Genomic DNA, 19,427 nt, shown 5'->3' with positions numbered 1-19,427 from the left:
CTCAGGAGGCGAGGGGCGTCACACCCGGTGACAGGCCGGAGCCGAACCGGGATCAAGGGTGCCTGCCGGGCTTGGCGCGCCGGGCCGCGAGCAGCAGCGCGATGTCGTCGGGGCGGTCGGCCGCGTGCCGGGCGGCCGTGGTGAGCCGGTCGGCGACACCGGCCAGGGAACGCCCGCCCGGCCGTGCGGCGGGCCCGCCCGCCTTCGCCAGGGCGACCCGCAGGGCGGCGATGCCGTCGTCGATGTCGACGCCGGGCCGCTCGACGAGGCCGTCGGTGTAGAGCGCCAGGATGGAGTCGGGCTCCAGCTGGAGTTCCGTCACGGGGTACTGGGCGTGCGGGTCCACCCCGAGTACTACGCCCCCGGGGATGTCCCAGACCCTGGTTCGGCCGTCCGGGGTACGGATCAGCGGGGGCGGATGCCCGGCCCTGGCGACCTGGACCAGTCCGCTCGCCGGGTCGAGACGGAGGTAGCAGCAGCTCGCGAACTGGCCGGGGTCGAGGTCGATGAGTAGATGGTTGGTGCCGCTCATCACCTCGTCGGGCGGACGGTCGCCGAGCGCGAACGCCCTTACCGCGCTGCGGAGTTGACCCATGGTGGCGGCGGCCTGGACGCCGTGCCCCTGGACGTCGCCGATCACCAGCGCCAGACCGTCCCCGGACTCGACGACGTCGTACCAGTCGCCGCCCACCTCCATGCCCTGGGTGCCCGGCAGATAGCGGCCCGCGGTCTCCACCTGCGGGTGGGCCGACAGCCGGCGGGGGAGCAGGGCCTGCTGGAGGCCGCGGGCGAGGGCGGCCTCCGAGTCGTAGCGCTGGGCCTTCTCCATCGCGTGGGCGATCAGTCCGGCGAGGGCGGTGAGCACCGCGCGCTCCTCGGAGCCGAAGCTGCGGGACCGGTCGAAGCCCAGGATGGCCGAGCCGACCGGGCGCCCGGACGCGATCAGCGGCAGGAACGCGCGGGCGCCCTCCTCCGCGTCCAGCGGAATGCCCGGGTAGGCCTCCGCGAGCTGCTGCATGGAGTCGAAGAAGAGCGGGCGTCCGGTGGTGAGGGTCTCGACTCCGGGCAGTCGCGCGTCGAGTCCGACCCCGTCGAAGGGAGCGAGGAAGCCCTGCGGGAATCCGGTCTCCCAGGCCAGGTACAGATGGCGCTCCTGGAGCAGGTAGATCGCGAGGCGCCGGCCGCCGAACGCGGGCAGCAGCTCCTTCATGACCACCGCCGACACCTGGCGGGCGGTCACCGCCTCCGTCAGCGCGATGGCGAGCACGATCGGCCGGTACAGCGGGGCCAGCGAGGTGACGCCGTTCCCCGGCGCGTCGGCGCCCTCGGGGTGCACCGGCACCAGTGGGATCGGCGGGCCCGACACCCGGGTGGACGGCGCGACCGTGCAGGTCAGCTGGTCGTGGCCGGGATGGACCGCCAGCGCCAGCCAGTCGCCCTCGTACGGCTCCGGCGGCTGCTTCTGTCCCTCCGGGCGCCGGACGTGGAAGTTCACCGACCCCAGCGACAGCAGGGCGCCGCGCAGCTGGTCCTCGCAGCCGATCTGGTTCAGCCAGGGCACGCCCTCCCACAACGGACGCCCGAGCAGCTCCTCGCGCGGGCTGCCCAGCAGCTGGGCGGCGCGCGGATTGGCGTAGGTGACCAGCCCCAGCCGGTCCAGGCAGAACACGCCGTCGGGCAGCAGATCGGCCGCGCTGTCGGCGACCGGGGCGGGACCCGGGTCCAGGACGACACCGCTGACCGGATGTCCGCCGCCGGGCGGGACGGGCCCGGTGGCGGGCGTCCACAGGTCCAGCAGCCGGACCGAGCCGTCCGCCGCCCGCACCCGCAGGGGCAGCGGCGGAGGATTCCCGGCGGCCGTCGCCCGCAGCGCCGCCATGACCTGGTACGTGTCGCCCGGTGCCAGGGCGTCCGCGATGGCCCGGGCGGTACCGGGGGACTCGTCGGGGCCGACGCCCAACAGGGTGTGCAGCGCGCTGTCCCCGGTCACGACGGCCGTCGCCGGGTCCCAGGAGAACCGGGCCAGCCGGCCCTCGGGGCGGTGTGTGGCCGCCGTCCGGACGCACACCGGCTCGCCGTCCCAGGCGACGCACGGCCCGTCCTCGTCCTTGTGCTCGTCCTCCAGGTCGCGCAGCGCCGCGCCCAGCTCCTCGGCCAGCCGCGTCATACGGTCCAGGCCGGACAGCACCTCGGTGGTGTCCGCGGCGGACGGCCGCAACACGGTGAGCACGCCGTACGTCGTCGACCCGCCCATGATCGGCACGTACTGCGAGCCGAACTGGAAGGGCAGACTCGCGGCGAACTGGGGGTAGCGGCGCATGCACTCCGCGGCGTTCGGCAGGACCACCTGGACGCCGAGCCGGAAGGCGTCCGCGACGGGGAACTTGTTGTCGACGCTCAGCCGGTTCCAGGGGCGGAACAGCGGCCCGGGCAGCCCCGCCAGCACGGCGAGACGCAGCAGTCCGGGCGTGCTCGACCGCAGGTAGACGCCCCCGGAGTGGCCGCCGGCCGCGTCGATCGCCTCCGTCGAGGCGTCGATGAGCAGCTCGGCGAGCCGTCCGGGCGTCCCCTTCTCGCGCTGGGCACTCCCAGTCATCGGGGCTCTACCTCGTCCCTGTGGCGCCGGGTGGGTGACACAGCAAGAATGCGCCAGGACGCGGCCGGGGTCACCTGGGCGGACGGGATGGGCTGCAGGGGCACGGGTATCGCCGGTCCGTCGGTGTCTGATGAAGTGATCAAGAGTGACTCAAGTGTCGGTGTCGGGTACTGGGCGGGGTGCGGTCTCGTCGGGTCGGCCTGAGGAGACCGGACCGGCGCGTTAAATGGGCAGTCGGGACAGAGGAGTTGAGGCCCGACGTGCTTCTGTGACCGGGTCCGCGTCTCGTGGCGTTCAGGATGGCGCAAACTCCGCCCCGCGCGGGGCGAATTCGATCTGTTGCCCGTATTCGTCGGCGGTGACGGACGCGACGACGGAACACATGGTGACCGAAATCTTCCGTACGGTGACAGCTGTCCCGCCGGACAGCCCCTGCCCTCGGTCGGACGCGCCCGAATTGTTAGCCTCGGCCATGGCCAGTTTCCCTCTGCACCGACCTGGAGCGCGATGAGTACGGTCGCCGCCGCCTACCCGCTCGGCGCCGGGACCACGCTCGCCGAACTCGCCCACGACCCGCACCCACGGCTGGCGCTTCTGCGCGAGAGCGAACCCGTCTCCTGGCTGCCCGAGTTGGACGGCTGGTTGGTCACCCGGCGCGACCTCGCGCTCGCCGTGATGCGGGACGCGACCACCTTCACGGTGGACGACCCCCGCTTCTCCACCGCCCAGGTCGTCGGCCCGAGCATGCTCTCCCTCGACGGGGAGCGGCACACCCGCCACCGCGAACCCTTCACCGCGCCCTTCCGCCCGCGCGAAGTACGGGACGGCTTCGCCTCGTTCATCGAGCGGGAGACCGACCGGCTCGTCACCGCACTGCGACCGGCGGGCGCCGGCGAACTGCGCCGCGCCTTCGCGGGACCGCTGGCGGTCGCCGTCGTGACCCACGCACTCGGACTGACCGGCACCACCCCGACCACCGTGCTCTCCTGGTACGACGCCATCGTGCAGTCGGTCTCGGACATCACCGCCGGACACACGGCCGGAGCCGCCGGCACTGCCGCCTACGCCGAACTGCGCGCGGCCGTCGAGGCAACCGTCACCGACCGGGACGCGGCCTCACTCCTGGTCTCCGCCGCCGGACAGCTGACGGTGCCCGAAGTCGCCTCCAACGCCGCCGTGTTGATGTTCGGCGGCATCGAGACCACCGAAGCGATGATCACCAACGCGCTGCTGCACCTGCTCCAACACCCCGACCAACTCGCCCTCGTCCGCGCCGACATGGGCCTCCTCGACGGCGCGATCGAGGAATCACTGCGCCTCGAACCCGGCGCGGCCGTCGTGGACCGCTACGCCACCCGCGACACCGCCCTCGGCCCGGCCACGATCCGCGAGGGCGACCTGGTGACCGTCTCCCTCACCGGCGCCAACCGCGACCCGGCGGTCTTCCCCGACCCCGACCGCTTCGACGTCCGCCGCGAGAACGCCCGCCTCCAACTCGCCTTCGCCCACGGCCCGCACTACTGCCTCGCCGCACACCTCGCCCGCCTGGAAACCCGTATCGCCCTCCACCACCTCCTCGACCGCCTCCCGTCCCTGCGCCTCGACCCGGACCACCCGACGGCCCCGCACGGACTGGTCTTCCGCAAGCCGCCGACGCTTCATGTGCGGTGGGGCGCTGTTTCCTGACGGACCCTCAGGATCCTTCACTCGCGGCCGACTTGGCGCTCCATGGCCTCCACGAGGCGCTCCAGTGCGTTCAGCACCTGGTCCCGGTTCTCGCCGAGACCCGCCAACAGGTTCACTTCGGCGGCGAGTTGGCGGGGGAAGAGATCGTCCACGGCCTTGGCCCCGGCCGGGGTGATGGTCACCAGCGCGGCCCGCCGGTCGGCCGGATTCGGCGTACGGGCGATGAAACCGCGCTTCTCCAGCTTGCCCAGGGCCTTGCTGACCCCGGCACGGGACAGGCCCAGCCATTCGGCGAGACGGCGGGCGATCACGGGTTCGGTCGCGTGACGCAGCGGGACCAGCATGTCGACCTCGGGGGCGGTGAGCGCGGCGCCCGCGTAGAGGGGTTCCACCGCCCGGTTCAGCAGCCCGCCGGCATGCTTGAGCAGGCTGATCAGCTCCATGGGGGAGGTGTCGAGGCCAGGGTTGTGCTCGGTCCACTGCGTGCGGACGAAGAGGGGGGAGAGGGACATGCGGCTCGTCTTCTCGCTTCCGGGGCTGCGGGGAGTCGATCGGGGCTTACGGCATCCATCATTGTTAACCGGTGAACCATCGGTTACCGTTACGGTCATGGTATCGCCGTCCCCCTCCCCTTCCGCTGCCGCGCGCGCCGCCGCACCGGCCGCCGTCGACCCGACCCGGCGCGCCGCCGTCGCCCTGGTCGCGGTCCTCGCCGCGCTGACGGCGGTCGCCCCGCTCGCGACAGACATGTACGTCCCCGGGTTCCCCGCCATGGGGGACGCGCTCGGCGCGAGCAGCTCGGCCGTACAGCTGACGATGACCGCGTTCCTGGCCGGACTCGTCGTCGGACAACTCCTCATCGGCCCGATCAGCGACAGCCTCGGCCGCCGCGGACTGCTGCTGTCCGGGACGGCCGCGTTCACAGTCTTCTCCGTCGCCTGCGCCCTCGCGCCCAACGTCGGCCTGCTCGCCGGCGCCCGCTTCCTCCAGGGCCTGGCGGGCGCGGCCGGCATGGTGCTGGCCCGCGCCGTGCTCACCGACCGCTTCCACGGCGCCGAACTGCCGCGCTACTTCGCGGTGCTCTCCCAGATCATGGGCGTCGCGCCGGTCGCCGCACCGGTCCTCGGCGGAGCGGTGCTGGCCGTGTCGACCTGGCGCGCGGTGTTCGTCGTACTCACCGTGCTGGGCGGGCTGTTGCTGCTCGGCGTCCTCCGCAAGGTCCCGGAGACCCTGCCGCCGGAGCGGCGGCACGCAGGCGGGATCGCGCAGACCTTCCGCGCGATGGGCGCGCTGCTCGGCCGCCGTACGTTCATGGGGTACGTCCTCGTCCTCGCGTTCATCTCGGCGGCGCTGTTCGCCTACATCAGCGGCTCCAGCTTCGTCTTCGAGAACCTGCACGGCGTGTCGGCCACGACGTACTCCCTCATCTTCGCGAGCAACGCCGTCGCCATGCTGATCGCCGGCGCGACCTTCTCCCGACTGGCCGGACGCGTACGGCTGAACACCCTTCTCGCCGCGGCGGTCGGTGTCGCCGGGGTCGGTGCCCTCGCGCAGGTCGTGCTGGTGCTGACCGTGGGGGAGACCCTCGCCGGTACCTGGATCAGCCTGTTCGTCACGGCCGGCGGCATCGGCATGGTCTTCCCGTCGACCCTCAGCATCGGCCAGGCCCTCGGCCGCGCCGCCCCCGGCGCGGCCTCCGCCCTCCTCGGCGGTCTGCAGTTCCTGTTCGGCGCCCTCACCGCGCCCCTGGTCGGACTGTTCGGGGAGGACAGCTCGCTGCCGATGGCGGTGATCATGCTGATCGCCGTGGCGGCGGCGGGAGTTGCGCTGGTGGGGATGGCCAGACCTTGGGAGGGGCAGGGGGAGCCGACGGCGGGGTAGCGGACGGCACCCCGCGCCGCACGAGGCGGACTGCCCTGTCGCCCTCGCCTCTGATGTAATGGGTGACATAGGGAAGTGTTGCTTACGTGGGGAGGGGCTTTGTCTTTCAGGAACACGGCCGAAGCCGTAGAAGCATGGGTCGAAGGCTGGGCCGTCTCGCGGGGCGCGGCCGAACCGGCGCCCTGCTCCTGGGGTTTCACCATCGATGTCGGCCTGTCCAAGCACGTCATGCGCCACGTCCTGACCGCCGCCGACGAGGCGACCGTCCGCAAGATCACCGAGAGCGCCACCGCTCCGGACGTCTGGCTGAAGGCGTTCGTACCACCGGAAACCCTCACGCCCTGGCTGGCCTCCGGCTGGTCCGTGTCGGGTGGTCCCAGTTTCCTGATGTCCGCCCCGCTGCGTGCCTCCCGGGCCGAGGTCCCCGACGGATACCGGCTGCGCACCTGGAACCGCGCGGGTGTGACCCGCGCCCTGGTGCGCACCGCGGACGGCGCCTTCGCCGCGCGCGGTCAGATCGCCGCCACGGGCTTCACGGCCGTCGTCGACCAGGTGGAGACCGACCCGGCCCACCAGCGCCGCGGTCTGGGACGCCTGGTGATGGGCGCGCTCGCCAGTGCCGCGGCCGAACAGGGGGCAACAGTCGGTGTGTTGGGCGCGACGCTGGAGGGGCGGGCCCTCTACGAGACGGTGGGATGGCGCGTCGTGGCCCCGCTGACCAGCGCGGTGCGAGGCCCGGACCCGGTCGAGGCTTGACCGGAGGGAAGAAGCCCGGTTGTCCCAGAAGGCTACTGACCGCCGAGCAGTCCCAGGATCCGGTTCACCGCCTCCAACGCCGGCTGGCCCACCGCGCCGACCGTCGCCGCGATTCCCGCGACGGCCATCAGCGCGCGGTGCCGCTCCTGCGGGGCGGCGCCCGGGTCCGTGGTGAGTGCCGGCAGGGCGTCGTCGATGGTCTGCGCGCTCGCGGCCGGGATCTGCTCGCGCAGGGTTTCGACCAGTCGGCGGAGTTCCTCGACGGCGGCCTGGAGGGCGGGGTCGGCGACGGGCGGCCCGGCCGGTGTCCGGTGCTTGACGATGCCGGTGTTCCCGGTGCCGCCGTGCATGGTCACGTTGTCGCCGAAGTAGAAGGTGTCGCCGCTCATGCGTGTTCCACTCCCACGTTGCCGATGCCGCCGTACATGTTGACGTTGTCGCCGAAGTAGTAGCTCTTCGGGTTGACCATGAGACGGTCCACCGTGACGTGGAACTCCGTCTCCGGGTGCTCGATCGCGTACACGATGGAGCCCACCAACTGGTCGAGCCGGTGCGGGTCCGGGCTCGTCACCACGGCCATGGGCGGGCCGGACGTCTCCACGGCGAGGACGTACAGCGGCGCCGCCGTCACCACCTGCAGCCACTCCACCGCGCAGAAGAGCAGTGTGGCCGAGAAGCCGAGTCACACCCACATGACGAGCTTGCTGGCCGTGTCCTGGCCGGCGATCCCGGTGACGCCGCCGAGGATGGTCAGTGCGAACGCCACCGACAGGATGAGCCCGAGACGCTTCAGGAATTGCCTCGTGGCGTCCCAGCGCCTCGGTGTCAGCATGTACGTGTGCACCCTGGCGATGTTCTCCAGCGGGTACGCGGCCCCACCGACCCATAACAGCCGCTTGCCGACCCGCAGTTCGATCGCGCTCGATGCCTGCGGCGGGGTGGCGGGCGGCGGCGGGACGTCCGGGAAGCCGGACGCTTCGGTTCTCTCCATGAGTCCCCCTGAGCTCACTGGCAGGCGCTCATTAACTACGTCAAGTGGCTACCTGTGCAAGTCGATATCGGGGTCAACTGTGTTGCTGTTGTGGAGAGTTGATAGCGGCCATGCATATCCTCAGCGGTGCGTCGCGACTCTGTCGCGGAGGCGCCGTTCCTCGTCGACGGCCTTCTCCAAAGCGGCCAACTCCCGTGCGATCGGCTCGGAGGCCGCCGCGGTGAGCACCTGGAAGGTGCCGGCCAGCGCCCACTGGCGGAATCGGTGATGGACCGTCTGCCAAGCCCCGTAGCGCGAGGGCATGGTGCGCCACGGGCTGCCGGTGCGGAACCGCCACATCACGCCGTCGAACTGCCTGCGCAGAGCTTCCGGGTACGGGCCCCGCTCCCCGAGCGGAAGCAATGGCTCCACCGCTTTCCACTCGTCGTCGGTGAGGTCACCGGACGGCGGGTCGGGATGTCCGGCCGGGTCCGGTCGGGTCTCGGGGCGGGACGAGTCCAGTTCGACGAGCAGCGAACGGACCGCCTCGACGACGTTCGTGACCAGGGTCGGATCGGCGCCCGGACGGGCGTGGGCGCTCATCCGGATCGGGGGCGCCTGCGGCAGGCCGGTGCAGGCGGTCAGGCCGTCCGGGCCGCGGCCGGTGTCCGCCAGCAGGGCCACCCCGAGCCCGGCGCGGGCGGCGTCCAGCACCCCGGCCAGATAACCGGCGTCACAGACGACCGCGGCCGGGACACCGTGCGCGGAGAGCACCTCCAGAGCGCGTCGGCGGACCGCGCACGGCTCCTCGATCGCCACCAGCGGCAGCGCCGTCGGCGACGGGGTCCAGCCCGGGGCGGCGTACCACTTCAGGGGGAGTCCGCCCACCGGCACTCCCTCGACGCCCGCCGCCTCCGTCACGTACACCGCCAGATCCACCGAGCGGCGGTCGACGGCCTCGACGAGCCGGGCGGAGCGGTCGATGCGGAAGCGGACCTGGCAGAACGGGCGCGTCCGGTGGATGGCCTCGGTGATCCTCGGGATCATCTGGTCGGCGGCGTGCTCGGCGCACCCCACGGTGACGATCGCGGGTTCGGAGCCGAGCAGTCGGCGCGCGGCCTCGTCGTGCACGTTGAGGATCCAGCGGGCCTCGTCGAGGAGAAGGGCGCCCGCCGCGGTGAACCGGGTGGCCCGGCCCGCCCGTTCGACCACCGGCCGCCCGAGTGTCTTCTCCAGCCGCCGCACATGCTGACTGACCGCGGACTGGCTGAGCGTCAGTGACTCGGCGGCCCGGTGAAACCCGCCCTTGTCCGCGACGGCCACCAGACTGCGCAGCGCGATGATGTCGAAGACCGGTCCCATGCGGCGCACGCTAACACCGGGCAACGGGCCTTCCGGATCGCTCGGACCTGCTGTTTCCTGTCCGGACAAGTGGGGCCGCGGGCGACCGCCGCGCGTCTGTGACCTGCGGTGTCGGTGTACGGCGCCCGTGGGCCGACGCACTGTCAAGTGACCGGCGGACAGCGGGAGAAGGTAGGGGTGGGGGAGCCGGAAGATAGGGGTTGGCCGGTCCCGGGAGCGATGACACGGTGGGCGCAACGTCCGCGCTGACCGGAAGAGACGCCCATGACCGCCGCCCTGCGTACCGTCCTGATCACCGGCACCTCGTCCGGCATCGGCCTGGCCACCGCGGTCCAGGCGGCCGAGGCCGGCTGGACCGTCGTCGCCACCCTCCGGGACACCGGCCGGGCCGACGCCCTCCGCGCGGCCGTCGCGGCGGCCGGTGTCACCGAGCGGGTCCGTGTCGAGCGGCTCGACGTGACCGACCCCGCGTCCGTCGCCGCGGCCGTGACCGGTGTGATCTCCGAGTACGGCCGTCTCGACGCCGTGATCAACAACGCTGGGGTCGGACAGCTCGGCACCGTCGAGCAGACCGGCGTCGAGGCCTTCAGGGCCGTACTGGAGACGAACTTCTTCGGAGTCGTCGAGCTGACCCGGGTCGCGCTGCCGCACCTGCGGGCCAGCGGCGGACGGGTCATCACGGTCTCCAGCCTCGGCGGACTGATCGGGCAGCCGTTCAACGAGGCCTACTGCGCGGCCAAGTTCGCCGTCGAAGGGTTCCTGGAGTCGCTGGCCCCGGTCGCGGCGACCACCGGAGTACAGGTCTCCGTCGTCGAACCCGGGCCGGTGGCAAGCGAGTTCGTCACCCACCTCGTGCCGTCCGTGCCCGGGCTGATCGAGAACGCGGGGCCCTACGAGGCCGCCTTCAAGGCCTACTTCGAGACCACGGCCGCGCTCTTCGAGCAGGCGCAGAGCTCCGCCGACGCGGCGGCGGTCGTCGTCGCCACCCTCACCGCCGAGCGACCGCCCTTCCGGGTGCAGACCTCCGACCTGGCGCGGGAACTCGCCGGGATCAAACTGAGCGACCTGGACGGATCCGCCGTCCAGGCCGTCACCGGTCCCTGGCTCACCTGAGCCCCGTCCCTCAGGGCAGGACCACCACTTGCGCCGCGTGACTGAGCCCCGCGCCGAAACCCACCAGCAGTGCGCGACCGCCCCGGGGCACCGCGCCCCGGGCGAGCAACTCCTCCACCGCGAGCGGGACGGACGCCGCCGAGGTGTTGGCCGTATGGACGACGTCCCGGGCCACCACCACATGGGGCGGCAGCCGCAGCGCGTCGGCCGCCGTGTCGATGATGCGCAGGTTGGCCTGGTGCGGCACGAACGCGGCCAGGTCGGCGACCGTCAGCCCGGCGGCGGTCAGGGCCGCTCGGGCCGCCCTCGGTACGGTGGCCACCGCCCAGCGGAACACGGCGGGCCCGTCCATGCGGAGCGTCGGCGTCACCTCGGCCGCCGCCCCCTGCGCCGGCCAGGGCGCGGAGTGCGCGATGGCCTCGTGCCGGTCGCCCTCGGAGCCCCAGACCACCGGCCCGATACCCGGATCGTCGGCCGGCCCGACGACCATCGCACCGGCACCGTCCCCGAAGAGGAAGGCGGTACCCCGGTCGTAGGGGTCCACGATGTCGGTCATCCGCTCCGAGCCCACCACCACGACATACCGGCTGTTGCCGGACCTGACCAGGGAGTCGGCCGTCGCGAGCGCATGGCAGAAACCCGCGCAGGCGGCCCCCACGTCCATCGCGCCCGCCGCGACCGCGCCCATTCCGTGGGCGACCCGGGGTGCCGCCGGCGGCGACTGTTCCCGGTACGACATGGAGGCGAGCAGCACCGTGTCGACCGTCCCGGGCGCGATGCCCGCCTGGGCCAGCGCCTTCACCGAGGCCGCCACCGCCATGCTCACGACGGTGTCGTCCGGGGCGGCGAAGCGCCTGCCGGCGATGCCCGAACGGCGCCGTATCCACTCGTCGCCGGAGTCGATCGCCTCCGCCACCTCGGAGTTGGGCACCACACGGGCGGGCCGGTAGGCGCCGACACCGAGAATGCGGGAACCGGGGACGGCCGCCGGAGCGCTCAGCCCGCGTACGGCTTCCGGCACCTCTGTCACTTCGCTCGCGCCGGTCATCGTGTCGCCGCCCGCGCGACCGTGACCGTACGGGGCCCGAACTCGCCCTCCAGATAACGCCGTCGGGTCTCCCGGCGCTGCACCTTGCCGCTGGAGGTCTTCGGCAGCGCGCCCCTTCTGACGAGCAGGATCTCGTCCGGGGCCAGCCGCTGGCCGTCCAGCACCGCGTCCCGGACCCGCTCGCGCAGGCCCACCGGGCCACCGTCGCGCAGCGCGCGCCCGTCTGCCTCGACCACCAGCACCAGCCGTTCCGCCGAGCCGTCGTCCACCGAGAACGCCGCCGCGCAGTTCGGGCGCAGCGCGGCGTCCGCGCTCTCGGCGGACACCTCGATGTCCTGCGGATAGTGGTTGCGGCCCTTGCGGATGATCACGTCCTTGAGCCGGCCCGTCACGAACAGCTCGCCGACGTGGACGAAGCCCAGATCGCCGGTACGCAGCCAGGTGCCCCGGTCCTCCGCACCCGCGAGGCGGGCCCCGAAGGTCTCCGCGCTCTCCTCGGGCCGACCGTGGTAACCGTCCGCCACGCAGGGGCCGTTGACCCAGATCTCGCCGACCGTGTCGTCCGGCAGAGCGGCCGTCGTTCCGGGGTCGGCGATCCGGACCGCGGTCGCGCCCACCGTCGTACCGCAGCCGACCGCGTCGACGACATGGCCCAGGATGTCCGCCGGGGAGTCCGGCGCGTGCTCGACGCGGCCCTCGCGCAGCGCTTCGGCGGAGAGCCGCAGCACCGTGGGCTCCCGGTCTTCCGGGGAACCCGTGACCTTGAGGGTGTTCTCGGCCAGCCCGTAGCCGGGGCACATGGCCCGGGACCGGAACCCTGCCGCCGCGAACGTCTCGGCGAAGGCGCGAACAGTCGTCCACCGCACGGGCTCGGCGCCGTTGGCCGCCACCCGGAGGGAGGAGAGGTCCAGTCCGCCGGAGGTGCCGTTGTCGGTCGCGTCCCGCACACACAGTTCGTACGCGAAACTCGGCGCGGCGGTGTGGCTGCCGCGGAACCGGGAGATCGCCTCCAGCCAGCGGGCCGGACGGCGGATGAAGGCCTCGGGGGCCATGAGGTACGCCGGGATCCCCGCCCACAGCGGCAGGACGACACCGAACAGCATCCCCATGTCGTGGAAGAGCGGCAGCCAGTTGACCACGGCGCTGTCGGGGCGGCAGGGCCACAGCTGGTCCGTCTCGGCCACGTTGGCACGGAAGTTGGCGTTGCGTGACCCGCACGCCCTTGGGGTTTCCGGTGGAGCCGGACGTGTACTGGAGCAGCGCGATGTCGTCGGGACCGACCTCGGGACCGGTCCACTCCCCGGCCGGCGGTCGCTCCAGCGAGCCGACGTCCACCAGGGTGAGCCCGGCCAACTCCGGTGTGTCGCCGAAGCGTTGCTCCAGATCCTGTTTGACAGCCGCCGTGGTGAGCGCGGTGCTCGTCCCCGCGTCGTCGGCGATGCGCCGCAACCGCGTCAGGCCGCCGCGCCGGGTCGGCACCTGCACCGGAGCGCCCGCGACCCCCGCGGACATGCAGGCGAGGAGCGTGGAGACGAACTCCAGGCCGGACGGGAAGAGCAGCACGACGGCGCTGCCCCGGAGCCCCCTGGCATGCAGAACGGTGGCCAAGGAGCATGCGGTGTCGTCGAGTTGACGGTACGTCAGTGACTGGTCCGGGTGTTCGCCGTCACGCAGGAAGACATAGGCGATGTCGTCGGGCCGGGTCCTGCCGCGCAGCCGCAGTACGTCGGGAAGGGAGGGCAGCGCGGTCGTCGGCGGGCCGAAGGCCGTGGCGGTCATGGGTGTCGGGCCTTTCCTCGCTGTGGCGTGGTGCGTCCGGTACGTATCCCGCGCGGCGAGCAAGGCACGGGCGGGCGGCGTGAGGTGAGGGCGGGCCGGCTATCCGACGAGTGCCGGACTCGGCGCGGACCGCAGGGGATTGAGCCGCTCCTCGCCGATCGCGGCACGCAGCCCGGGATCCGTCACACCGAGGCCGGGCGCGGGCGCCAGGGCGAGGACACCGACCTTGCCGGTGTGGCCGTTGTTCTGCACCAGCCGGGCCGCCTCGCCGACCTCGGCCAGCGGGAACACCTCGGACAGGATCGGCGCGACACTGCCGAGCTTGAGCAGCCGCATCATCTCCGCGGCCTCGTTGAGATTCATGCCGTGGCTGCCGACGATGCGCTTGAGGTTCATCCAGAAATACCGGTTGTCGAAGGTGTGTTGATACCCGGTGCTCGATCCGCAGGTCACGACCGTGCCGCCGCGCCGGGCCACGATGACCGAGATCCCGAAGGTGGCCTGGCCGACGTAGTCGAAGACGACGTGCGGGTCCTCGCCGACCTCCTTCCGGACCGCCCGGCCGAGCCGCTTGGCCAGCTCCACCGTCTCGGCACCCGGCGCCGGGACACCGCCGATGCCGATCTCCTCGCGGTTGATCACCACGTCGCAGCCCAGCTTCGCCAACAGCTTCGCCTTCGCCTCGGAGTTGACCACCCCGACCGGAATACCGCCGCCGTTCTTGACCAACTGCACCGCGAACGCGCCGAGTCCACCGGTCGCGCCCCAGATGAGGACGATGTCGCCCTGCTTGATCCGGGCACCCCGGTCACTGACCAGCATCCGGTACGCCGTGCCACCGCACAGCGGGACGCAGGCCGTCTCCTCCCAGGTCAAGTGGCCCGGTTTGGGGAGCAGTTGACTGGCCCGTACGACGGTGTAGTGCGCGAGGCCGCCGTAGTTGGTCTCGTATCCCCACGCCTTCTGGTCGGCGCCGAGCATGCCGTCCGAGTGGGTCACCGGGTCCTGGTCGTCCACGACCGCCGCGTTGACGGCCACATGGTCGCCCACCTTCCAGCGGCGTACCCCGACACCGACGCGCACGACCACCCCGGCCGCGTCCGAACCGACGACCTGGAACGGCTGGTCGTGCCGGGCCGCGTAACCGCCGGCCCTCGCGAAGCGCTTCAGCGCGTCGAACGTCGAGATCGGCTTGAAGGTCGCCGACCAGACGGTGTTGAAGTTGACGGAGCTGGCCATGACGGCCACCAGCACCTCGTCCGGGGCGAGTTCGGGCATCGGCACCCGGCCCACCTTGAGCGAGCGCCGTACGTCGCGGTCGGCGGCGCCGTCGAAGATGCCGACGTCCTCCTGCCGGATGTGGGCGGCGACGAAGTCCGCCGGAACGGGAGCGCGTTCCAGCTCCTCCGCGGAGGCTCCGCGGAGCACCGCCTCGGTCAGTGAATCCATCTGTCATTCTCCTCGGGGTGAAAAGGAAATGCCGGTGCCGAATTATGTGGCCGACGCTATGGCGGTCCATTTCTGAATGTGAACCCCTAATTCTCGCGGTAGGGGTCGTGGCGGCCGACCCTGCTTCCGGTCTCACCGGACGTCGTCAAATCCGCAGCGCCTGGCGGTTGTTCGGGTGTTAGGGGGAGGTTAGGGGTGGGCGTGGAATGGGGTGTTCGGAGAAAATGGGACAGGTAATGGAGCGGGTTCGTGAAACCAGTCCCGGAATTTTCCGCGCAGCCTGAGAGAAGGGTTCGGCGAGAAACGATGAGCAGGCAGGCTGACACCCCTACGGTCCGGGCGGGCCACGGCACGGCCGCCCCCGTCGCCGTGATCGGACTGGCGTGTCGGCTGCCCGGAGCACCGGATCCGGACGCCTTCTGGAACCTGCTGCGCGAGGGCGGGAGCGCGATCGGCCCACCGCCCGGCGGCCGTTGGGCACCCGGGACGCACGGTGAGCCGCGCGACACGGAGTTCCCCGGCGGATTCATCGACGACGTCGACCACTTCGACGCGGACTTCTTCGGAGTCTCACCGCGCGAGGCCGCCGAGACCGACCCCCAGCAACGGCTCGTCCTCGAACTGGCCTGGGAGGCGCTGGAGGAAGCCGGAATCGTCCCCGCCACCCTCGCCGGCAGCTCCGTGGGCGTCTACATGGGCGCCATGGCGTACGACTACGCGACGCTCCGCCACCGCCCGGACGCCGCCCCCCTCACCCGCCACACCCTGACCGGCCTGAGCCGCGGCCTCCTCGCCAACCGGGTGTCGTACACCCTCGGCCTGCGCGGCCCCAGCCTCACCGTCGACTCCGCCCAGTCGTCGGCCCTGGTCTCCCTCCACCTGGCCTACCGGGCGGTGCGCGACGGCGACTGCGCGCTCGCGCTGGCCGGCGGGGTCAACCTCAACCTGGCCCCCGACAGCACCTCGGCCGCCGCCCGCTTCGGCGGCCTTTCGCCGGACGGCCGTTCCTTCACCTTCGACGCCCGCGCGAACGGCTACGTACGCGGTGAGGGCGGCGCCGTCGTGCTCCTCAAGCCCCTGGCAGCGGCCCTCGCCGACGGCGACCGCGTGCACAGCGTGATCCTCGGCAGCGCCGTCAACAACGACGGAGCCTCCGACGGACTGACCGTACCGAGCGCCGACGCCCAGCGGGACCTGCTGCGCCAGGCGGCCCGGGACGCCGGGATCGACCCCCACGAGGTGCAGTACGTCGAACTGCACGGCACCGGCACACCAGTTGGCGATCCCGTGGAGGCCGCCGCACTCGGCGCCGCCTACGGCACCGGCCGCCCCGGAGACCAGCACCTGCGGGTCGGGTCGGTGAAGACCAACATCGGCCACCTGGAGGGCGCGGCCGGTATCGCGGGCCTGCTCAAGACGGTGCTCAGCATCCGCCACCGACGGCTCCCCGCGACCCTCAACCACGAGACACCGAACCCGCGGATCACCCTGGACGAGCTGCGCCTGCGCGTACAGCGGGACGCGGGCCCGTGGCCCCGCCCCGACCGGCGCCTGATCGCCGGGGTCAGCTCCTTCGGCATGGGCGGCACCAACTGCCATGTGCTGCTGGGGGAGTCGCCCGCACGTGCGGAGGCCACCGGTTCCCCGAGCGGCGCACGCGACGACGCCGAACTCGTCGTCCCCTGGCCGCTGTCCGGGGCGACCTCCACCGCACTGCGGGCGCAGGCCGAGCGGCTCGCCGGTCATGTCCGGGCCCGGCCCGGTCTCGCAACCGGCGACCTCGGGCACTCGCTCGCGACGACCCGCACCCGGTTCGCCCACCGCGCGGTGGCGCTCGGCCACGACCGGGACAGCCTGCTGAGCGCGCTGGACGCGCTGGCGGCCGGCGCCCCTCACCCGGGCGCCGTGGTCGGCGCCGCACCCGCGCGCACGGACGGCCCCGTCGCCTTCCTCTTCCCCGGCCAGGGCAGCCAGTTGCCCGGCGCGGGCCGCCAACTGCACGACACCACACCGGCGTTCGCCAAGGCCCTCGACGAGGTGTGCGAGCACTTCGACGGCCAACTCGCCCGCCCGCTACGGGACATCCTCTTCGCCGCACCCGGCACACCCGACGCTGCGCTCCTCGACCGCACCCAGTACACCCAGGCGGCCCTGTTCGTACTGGGTACGGCGCTGCACCGCCTGCTCGAACACCGCTTGCCCGCACCGGACTTCGTCCTCGGCCACTCCATCGGCGGCCTCACCGCCGCCCATACGGCAGGGGTGTGGTCGCTCGCCGACGCGGCCACCCTCGTCGCGGCCAGAGGCCGCCTGATGGAGCGGGCCCGCTCGGGCGGAGCGATGATCGCGGTGGAGGCCACCGCCGACGAGATCGAACCGGCGCTCGCGGAGTACGCCGGCCGACTGGCGCTCGCCGCCGTCAACGGCCCCCGGGCGACGGTGATTTCGGGCGACGCCGACGCCGCCGACGAGATCGCCGCGCGGTTCGCCGCGCTCGGCCGCAGGACCCGACGGCTGCGCGTCAGCCATGCCTTCCACTCACCGCACATGGACGACGCCGTCGACGAGTTCCGCCGTATCGCCGCCACGCTCGACTTCCGCCCCCCGACCCGCACCGTGATCTCCGACGTCACCGGGAGGCCCGCCGACCCGGCCGAGCTGACCTCACCCGACTACTGGGCCGAGCACATCCGCAGGCCGGTGCGATTCCACGACGGCGTACGGCAGTTGGGCGATCTGGGTGTCACCGCCTATGTGGAGCTGGGGCCCGGCAACGTGCTCACCGCGCTCACCCGAGGCAGCCTGGAGGCTTCCCCCGCGACCGTCGTCGTCCCGCTGCTGCGCCCCGGAGTGCCCGAGCGGCTCTCCCTGCTCAGCGGGCTCGCCGAACTCGATGTCACGGGCGTCGACACGGACTGGTCCGGCTTCTTCGAGGGGAGTGACGGGCGTAGGCGAGAACGCGTGGCCCTGCCCACGTACGCCTTCCGGCGTCGGCCGTTCCGGTTCGCGACGTCGTCCCCTGCTCCGCAGGAGCCCCCGGCTCCCCAAGCTTCTCCGGCACCTGTGGCTTCCCGGACGGCGCCCACTCTGTACCCCACCCTGCACGCCGACCTCCTTCCCCTCGTCCTCGCTGCCGCGGCGGACGTCCTCGGCGCCGCTCCGGGCCAGGATCTAGACCCGGACCGGACGTTCAAGTCGCTCGGACTGGACTCGCTGGGCGCCGTGGAGTTCGCGGACCGGCTGTCCCGGGCGACCGGGCTTCGGCTGTCGCCGACCCTGACCTACGACCGCCCCACGCCCCGCGCCCTCGCCCGGCACCTGGCCGAACAGGCCGCCGACACCGCCGTAGAGGCACCCGAGTACGCAGGGGCAACCGCTGACGCGGGCAGCACAGATGGTGCGGACGACGATCCCATAGCCATCGTCTCCACCGCCGGTCGTTGGCCGGGAGGTGCCGACACCCCCGAGCAGCTCTGGGACCTGCTCGTGTCGGGGACGGACGCGACGAGCGGTTTTCCGGTCGGGCGTGGGTGGGACGAGAACCTGTACGACCCCGACCCGGAACGGCCCGGCACCTCGTATGTGCGCCGAGGGGGATTTCTGCACGACGCGGACCGGTTCGACGCGGAGTTCTTCGGGCTCTCGCCCCGCGAGGCCGACGCGGCGGACCCGCAGCAGCGACTGCTCCTCGAAACGTCCTGGGAGCTGTTGGAGCGGGCCGACATCGATCCCGCCGAGCTGCGCGGCAGCGGGACCGGGGTCTTCGTGGGCGCCACGCAGCAGGAGTACGGCCCCCGGCTGCACGACGGAACGGACGAGGGAGCCGGCTACCGGCTGACCGGCGCGAGTGCGAGCGTCGCCTCGGGCCGGATCGCCTACACGCTCGGCTTCGAGGGGCCGGCGCTCACGGTGGACACCGCGTGCTCCTCTTCGCTGGTGGCGCTCCACCTGGCGGTGCGGGCGCTCAGGTCGGGTGAGTGTGCCCTCGCGGTGGCCGGCGGGGTGACCGTGATGTCCACACCGGGCATGTTCACCGAGTTCAGCAGGCAGCGCGGTCTGGCCCCGGACGGGCTGTGCAAGCCGTTCGCCGCCGCGGCCGACGGTACCGGCTGGTCGGAGGGGGTCGGTCTGGTCCTGCTGGAGCGGCTGTCCGACGCCCGCCGGGCCGGCCGCCGGGTGCTCGCCCTGATCCGGGGCAGCGCGGTCAACTCGGACGGCGCAAGCAACGGCCTGACCGCACCGAACGGCCCCTCCCAGGAACGGGTCGTCCAACAGGCGCTCGCGGACGCCCGGTTGACCACCGGTGACATCGACGCCGTGGAGGCCCACGGCACCGGCACCACGCTCGGCGACCCCATCGAGGCGCAGGCGCTGATCAACACCTACGGGCAACACCGTCCGGCCGGGCAGCCGCTCCACCTCGGTTCCCTGAAGTCCAACCTCGGGCACACCCAGGCGGCGGCCGGTGTCACCTCGGTCATCAAGATGACCCAGGCGCTGCACCACGGCCTGCTGCCCGCGACCCTCCACATCGACCGGCCCACCCCGCACGTCGACTGGAGCGCCGGCACGGTCGAACTCCTCATCCGCAACACCCCCTGGCCGGACACGGGGCGCCCTCGTCGCGCGGGGGTCTCCGCGTTCGGTATCAGCGGAACCAACGCCCATCTCGTCCTTGAAGCGGCGCCCCCGGATCCGACCCCGGCCCCGGCCCCGACCCCGGCGGAGCCCACGCGTCCCGTCCCGGATGGCGGGCTTCCGGTCCCGTGGGTTCTCTCGGGCCGCAC

Annotated in this window: 12 protein-coding genes and 2 pseudogenes; 5 read left to right on the top strand and 9 right to left on the bottom strand. The window is 72.4% G+C overall.

Features of this window, described 5'->3' with window-relative positions; all coding sequences use genetic code 11:
* Positions 1 to 52: 52 nt before the first annotated feature.
* Positions 53 to 2,596, bottom strand: a complete 2,544-nt coding sequence (locus JHN45_RS12920; RefSeq protein ID WP_201049124.1) for a SpoIIE family protein phosphatase — start codon at positions 2,594 to 2,596, stop codon at positions 53 to 55.
* Between the two features lie 507 nt (positions 2,597 to 3,103).
* On the opposite strand from JHN45_RS12920, the gene JHN45_RS12915 reads away from it, so the two are divergent.
* Entirely contained in the window at positions 3,104 to 4,282 is a 1,179-nt protein-coding gene (locus JHN45_RS12915) for a cytochrome P450 (protein ID WP_201049123.1), read from the top strand.
* Positions 4,283 to 4,299: 17 nt separating this feature from the next.
* On the opposite strand, the gene JHN45_RS12910 is transcribed toward JHN45_RS12915, so the two are convergent.
* Complete coding sequence (locus JHN45_RS12910) at positions 4,300 to 4,794, bottom strand: MarR family winged helix-turn-helix transcriptional regulator (RefSeq protein ID WP_200710321.1); 495 nt, start codon at positions 4,792 to 4,794, stop codon at positions 4,300 to 4,302.
* Positions 4,795 to 4,891: 97 nt separating this feature from the next.
* On the opposite strand from JHN45_RS12910, the gene JHN45_RS12905 reads away from it, so the two are divergent.
* Complete coding sequence (locus tag JHN45_RS12905) at positions 4,892 to 6,163, top strand: multidrug effflux MFS transporter (protein WP_201049122.1); 1,272 nt, start codon at positions 4,892 to 4,894, stop codon at positions 6,161 to 6,163.
* Positions 6,164 to 6,262: 99 nt separating this feature from the next.
* Positions 6,263 to 6,919 carry a GNAT family N-acetyltransferase gene (locus JHN45_RS12900; protein ID WP_201049121.1) on the top strand — a complete coding sequence of 219 codons (657 nt, stop codon included), beginning with the start codon at positions 6,263 to 6,265 and terminating at the stop codon, positions 6,917 to 6,919.
* Positions 6,920 to 6,951: 32 nt separating this feature from the next.
* Here the strand turns inward: JHN45_RS12900 and JHN45_RS12895 are convergent, their stop codons facing one another.
* From JHN45_RS12895 to JHN45_RS12885, 3 genes and pseudogenes are all read right to left on the bottom strand, one after another.
* Positions 6,952 to 7,308, bottom strand: a complete 357-nt coding sequence (locus JHN45_RS12895) for a hypothetical protein (protein WP_201049120.1) — start codon at positions 7,306 to 7,308, stop codon at positions 6,952 to 6,954.
* Positions 7,305 to 7,910 (bottom strand): annotated as a pseudogene (locus JHN45_RS12890) (DUF6232 family protein). Before JHN45_RS12890 ends, JHN45_RS12895 begins: the two are co-directional and overlap by 4 nt.
* 120 nt (positions 7,911 to 8,030) lie before the next feature.
* Positions 8,031 to 9,251 (bottom strand): transposase, encoded by a 1,221-nt coding sequence (locus JHN45_RS12885; protein WP_201049119.1) that lies wholly within the window; start codon positions 9,249 to 9,251, stop codon positions 8,031 to 8,033.
* A gap of 264 nt (positions 9,252 to 9,515) precedes the next feature.
* On the opposite strand from JHN45_RS12885, the gene JHN45_RS12880 reads away from it, so the two are divergent.
* Positions 9,516 to 10,364: an SDR family oxidoreductase gene (locus JHN45_RS12880; RefSeq protein WP_201049118.1), complete on the top strand. Its 849-nt coding sequence runs from the start codon at positions 9,516 to 9,518 to the stop codon at positions 10,362 to 10,364.
* A gap of 10 nt (positions 10,365 to 10,374) precedes the next feature.
* Here the strand turns inward: JHN45_RS12880 and JHN45_RS12875 are convergent, their stop codons facing one another.
* The 4 genes and pseudogenes from JHN45_RS12875 to ccrA all read right to left on the bottom strand — a co-directional run bounded on the left by JHN45_RS12875 (position 10,375) and on the right by ccrA (position 14,640).
* Positions 10,375 to 11,412: a beta-ketoacyl-ACP synthase III gene (locus tag JHN45_RS12875; protein WP_201049117.1), complete on the bottom strand. Its 1,038-nt coding sequence runs from the start codon at positions 11,410 to 11,412 to the stop codon at positions 10,375 to 10,377.
* A complete protein-coding gene (locus JHN45_RS12870) occupies positions 11,409 to 12,596 on the bottom strand; it encodes a fatty acyl-AMP ligase (RefSeq protein WP_307783094.1) in 1,188 nt (395 codons plus the stop codon). The genes JHN45_RS12875 and JHN45_RS12870 overlap by 4 nt, the downstream gene beginning before the upstream one ends.
* A gap of 79 nt (positions 12,597 to 12,675) precedes the next feature.
* Positions 12,676 to 13,191: pseudogene (locus JHN45_RS53995) on the bottom strand (AMP-binding protein); the annotation flags it as partial.
* A 99-nt stretch (positions 13,192 to 13,290) separates the two neighbouring features.
* Positions 13,291 to 14,640, bottom strand: a complete 1,350-nt coding sequence (gene ccrA / locus JHN45_RS12865; protein ID WP_200710391.1) for a crotonyl-CoA carboxylase/reductase — start codon at positions 14,638 to 14,640, stop codon at positions 13,291 to 13,293.
* Positions 14,641 to 14,946: 306 nt separating this feature from the next.
* Between ccrA and JHN45_RS12860 the strand changes: the two genes are divergently transcribed.
* The coding region (locus tag JHN45_RS12860) for a type I polyketide synthase (RefSeq protein ID WP_201049116.1) at positions 14,947 to 19,427 on the top strand (4,481 nt) is incomplete at its 3' end.

Origin of the sequence: Streptomyces sp. MBT53 (assembly GCF_016654115.1) — a bacterium.
Lineage (GTDB): Bacteria > Actinomycetota > Actinomycetes > Streptomycetales > Streptomycetaceae > Streptomyces.
The sequence above is the reverse complement of the archived record's forward strand: the minus strand, read 5'-3'. Positions and strand labels throughout refer to the sequence as shown.